Annotated in this window: 4 protein-coding genes and 2 pseudogenes; 2 read left to right on the forward strand and 4 right to left on the reverse strand. The window is 44.6% G+C overall.

Going from position 1 to position 4,259, the window contains the following annotated elements; all coding sequences use genetic code 11:
- The 3 genes and pseudogenes from PX481_RS28825 to PX481_RS28835 all read right to left on the reverse strand — a co-directional run.
- Positions 1–221, reverse strand: a pseudogene (locus tag PX481_RS28825) (AAA family ATPase); the annotation flags it as partial.
- 35 nt (positions 222–256) lie between these two features.
- A complete protein-coding gene (gene ebsA / locus PX481_RS28830) occupies positions 257–634 on the reverse strand; it encodes a type IV pilus biogenesis protein EbsA (RefSeq protein WP_004159530.1) in 378 nt (125 codons plus the stop codon).
- A gap of 120 nt (positions 635–754) precedes the next feature.
- Complete coding sequence (locus PX481_RS28835; RefSeq protein WP_288097382.1) at positions 755–2,011, reverse strand: GAF domain-containing sensor histidine kinase; 1,257 nt, start codon at positions 2,009–2,011, stop codon at positions 755–757.
- A 388-nt stretch (positions 2,012–2,399) separates the two neighbouring features.
- Here PX481_RS28835 and PX481_RS28840 point away from each other — a divergent pair, with 388 nt between their 5' ends.
- Positions 2,400–2,720, forward strand: a complete 321-nt coding sequence (locus PX481_RS28840) for a DUF3155 domain-containing protein (protein WP_002798554.1) — start codon at positions 2,400–2,402, stop codon at positions 2,718–2,720.
- 457 nt (positions 2,721–3,177) lie between these two features.
- Positions 3,178–3,966, forward strand: a complete 789-nt coding sequence (locus PX481_RS28845; RefSeq protein WP_004159539.1) for a response regulator transcription factor — start codon at positions 3,178–3,180, stop codon at positions 3,964–3,966.
- Positions 3,967–4,051: 85 nt separating this feature from the next.
- Here PX481_RS28845 and PX481_RS28850 read toward each other — a convergent pair.
- A pseudogene (locus PX481_RS28850) lies at positions 4,052–4,259 on the reverse strand (cell division protein FtsH); the annotation flags it as partial.

A 4,259-nucleotide genomic window follows, 5' to 3' on the forward strand; every position in this document is an offset into this window, starting at 1 on the left:
CGCAGCTGTTCGGGGGATAATTCTAATAATTGCCGAATAAATTCTACATCCTCATCGACCAATTGCCCATCGACGTAGCCCGGACAATTGCCCACTGGTTTGCCGTAACTTATCTCTAGTCCTTTTTGCCGCAAGAGATGCGCTAAACCGACGATAGTTCCCGATTTACCACTGAGGGGTTCCAGGGAAGAGATGAGTATAGATTTGGCTGATTTCGCCACGATTTGCTCCTTTTTAACCCGTAAAATCCCGACTTTTATCCTTCAAATCGCAGCAGTTTCCGATAAAATCCCCGGGAAAAGTCGGCTGAACCTAGCTGCTTAAAGGTTTTAATCGCATCGATGAGATATTCGATCAACTCGGCGTTAATAATCGTCATCTCATAGCTTAGGTCGGCCTGTCCTTCAAATTGTAAACGACAACGGGTCAATTCCGAGGGCAATTTTGATACATACCAAGATGCCACAAAGGGAATCCCTTGACTGTTTTCTATGCGACGACGACCTTCTAAAGATCCGGCTTGATACAAAGCGATCGCATAGGGCAGGATACTATGTTTGTCCTTGGCATAGTAGGGCATATATACTACCACATCGGCCTTATCGGCGGGTTCTAATTGTTCGATAGTTGGCATAATTTACTTAATTCTCTGGTTCACGGCCAAGTTACCATTGACACTGATATTTTCCATATATTTTAACCGATCGCCCCAGGAATCTCCCGATCGAGAAAATAGGCAGAATTGACGACCAGATCATCCCTCTATACTGAGGTTATCATCGGCTATAACTGGTATATGAACCCGAAAAACCGTGCCGGGGTAGAGGGAACTTGTTTGCTCGGGATTGGGACTGATAAATTCAATCGTCCCCCCCATGCTGGTAATTAATTCTTTAGCGATCGCTAAACCCAATCCTGTACCGGGTATATCTCCCCCTGCTTGCACTCCCCGGTAGTGACGTTGAAAAATTCTTTCTTGATCGCTCCTCGCTATACCATAACCCGTGTCTTTAAAAACAATTTCTACACTATTCTTAACATTCTGCACCTCGACGGTGACTTTTCCGCCAGCAGGAGTATATTTGAGGGCATTATCAATTAAATTGCTGAATACTTCCCGCAAACCGGGGATATTGGCGCAAATAAGTGGTATGTCTTCCCCGTGAATCGTTTCTAGACTGAGATTTCTCTCTTTGGCTACGGCCTGGGCCGAAAGGAGCAGCGGATCGAGAATATCATGGAGATCGATCGGAGTTAGTTGGCCGCTGCCAGCAGGCAAGAGAAAGGCGGTGGGGGAAGATTGCGCTTGCAGGAGAGGAATATCGACGGTGGGGTAATTTTCGCTTTCTTGCTGAATTTGTGCCTCAAATTCGGCAATTAAGTCCCGAACTCGATCGCTTTCCCTCAATATACCGGTAATGGCGGGATCGTTACCTTCTTCGGCTAAAAGTCTTTTGAGCAGAAGTTTACCAAAGGTTTTTAAAGCGGTGAGGGGATTGCGGATTTGATGGAGAAAGGTATCGAGGCGCTGACTTTGCCATTGTCGATAATAACGTTCTTCTCCTAATTGGCGATCGAGTACACAGGCTAAAGCGAGGGTTTGGGTGATTTTTTCCATCTGGGTTAATTCCCAACTTTGCCAAGGTCGTTTTTCTCTGGTTGTCACCAATAATCCGATCATGCCCTCTTCATACATTAAGGGTAAAAACAAGCGATGACCGCTGACGGTCTCCTGATTACCCCAGAGGTGGGATAAATCTTCTAACTTAACCGCAGTTAACAAGTCTGCCGCCGGTTGCCCCGGTTGTAAGGAAAGCCGCTTTTTTTGGGGAGAAGGGGGATTAAAAGGCGGATAAACAACGACTGGAATTAAATTACTCGATAAAGGTTCAGTTAAATAAACCGCACTTCTGTCCGTTTCCATTTGCTCTCGCAAAAGTTCCATCTGTGTCTGACAGAGGGCAATAAAATCATCACTCAGGGGAGTCCGGGAGGGGGAGGAGAAGGGCATACCAAGAAAGTAAAAAGTAAAAAATCAGAAAACCTAGATACAGCTAGGGTTGCGAGTTTTGTTTCCCAGTTTACATAGGGGAGAATGACCCTCCTCTTGAGTCGAGGGCAACCAGCAAAAAGCAATTAGGACAAGGGTTTGGTCACTATTTTCGGGGTGGATCAAGGTATATATTAAAAAAAGTTTAAGAATAATAAGTTTTGTATCGATATTTGTGGGTGTGTTTTTGTAACAAAAACTTAAACCTAGTCTCAGTCTAGCTTCTAGTCAAACTTGTCTGTAATTGGGTTTGTGAGAGACACTTGATTTCTTGGTCTAGAAGGGATATAATTGCTACGGCTTTTGTAACTATCATTACAACGATTAGCCAAAACAGGAGGTAATTGGGTTGGCCAGAAAACGGAAACGTAAAAGTCGCCGTCGTCAAGAAGGACGTAAGATACTTGAACTTATACCCCAGTATAGTATTGAAAGTGGCGAAGATAAACCCGTAACTGCGGCGCGTAAGTATATTCAAGCTATAGGCATTAGCCCACCAGCTTTATTGATTGTTAAGCGTAACGAGCATACAACCGATCGCTATTTCTGGGCTGAAAAAGGACTGTTTGGAGCGCAATATGTGGAGGAAAACCACTTCCTTTTCCCAAGTTTGCGCGACCTGCAGCCCCAGCCCCAGCCCGTCAAAGCACCGGTAGCAGTTGCTAAATAACTCAAAGGACTATTGATCATATCATGGAAAGTAAACTCGTTTACGGAAAAGTAAACGAGTTTTTTTGTGCATAAGTAGAGTTTGCGGCAAAAAGCTTTTCCTGGGGGCAGGGTGTAGGGTGTAGGGTGTAGGGTGTAGGGTTTTAGCGATTTTGAGGGGGTCAATTACCTAATTTTCAGGGAAAAAGTCCAGGAATTTTCCCCCCGATCACTCCCAGATCTGGTACTTTTTGGTTTCCAAAAAGTCTAAAAGTTTTACCCAACAAGGTTTTTAGATTTTTTCGGCAAACCCTAAATAATCAGTTTTTAATAACCAGATTTAGTATAAAAATAATCTCCTGACTCCTGACTCCTGACTCCTGACTCCTGACGAATGTTACGATTGTTACAACATCTTGACATTAATTCTGATACCCTGACAATGTGTCAATCTGTGCAGTAATGGGGCAGAAACTCAAGTGGTATCGATCCATATTTCTATTGTTGAGGGCAACCCGCACTTGCGATCGCTATTAGCTTGGCATCTGCAACAGGCCGGTTATTTGGTTAACCAATCGGCAACCCTGCAAAGTGCGCGTCAAGCTTTCCTTCATCGTCAACCAACCTTAGCAATTATCGATTCCGACTTGCCGGACGGGGATGGAATCGAACTCTGCCGTTGGCTTTATCAACAAAAACAGTCTTTAATACTGATTCTCTCGGCCCGCAATAGCGAAAAAGACGTGGTCAATGGTTTAAAAGCCGGGGCCGACGACTACCTGAAAAAGCCCTTTGGAATGCAAGAATTTATGGCTAGGGTAGAAGTGTTAACTCGTCGTTTAGGCAGTAGGGCTGCTCCCCTACACTTGGATTATGGGCAATTAAAAATAGATTTAGCCCAACGACGGGTACAATTTCGCGGGGAGTATATCGAATTAACGCCCCAAGAATTTAGCCTACTCTACGTTTTAGCCCAAGCGGAGGGAACACCCCTATCAAGGGCTGATTTACTGCGTCGCGCTTGGCCCGAGGAAATTGATAATCCCCGGACAATTGATACTCATGTTCTCTCTCTGCGGAAAAAAATCGAAACCGATCCCAGGCAACCTAATTTAATTCAAACCGTCCGCAACGTCGGCTATCGTTTTAATCTAGAAATGTTGGCCGAGATGACTTCAGCTTTAGAAGCTAATATTATTGCCTCCACCAAAGGCAATCATAACGGCCATTCCATTAATAAAATTCCTGCTCACAACGTTAGTCGTTAATTCTGGCTTTGTCCGACTGATTAGCAGATTGTCTGCTGAAATCGTCTCCTAACCACTTAATCGAAGCGAGGAGACGAAGGGCAAATTAAACCGTAGTCACCATTGACCGATCCGCTTGTTGCTGAAATTCCGTCAATAAACGCCGGAATTCGTCGCCGTCAATGGTTTCCTGTTCAATCAGTATATCCACCAAGCGATCGATCGCCACACGATTGTCAAGGATAAGTTTTGTTGCTAAATCGTGGCATTGCTTGACAAGTTCCCGTACTTGTGCATCAATTTTCGCCATCATC

Source organism: Microcystis sp. M53603_WE2, from assembly GCF_030065435.1.

What these genes read in the sequence shown, in the direction of transcription:
- PX481_RS28835 (WP_288097382.1), bottom strand. Translation starts at nt 2,011, where the DNA reads ATGCCCTTCTCCTCCCCCTCCCGGACTCCCCTGAGTGATGATTTTATT.
- ebsA (WP_004159530.1), bottom strand. Translation starts at nt 634, where the DNA reads ATGCCAACTATCGAACAATTAGAACCCGCCGATAAGGCCGATGTGGTA.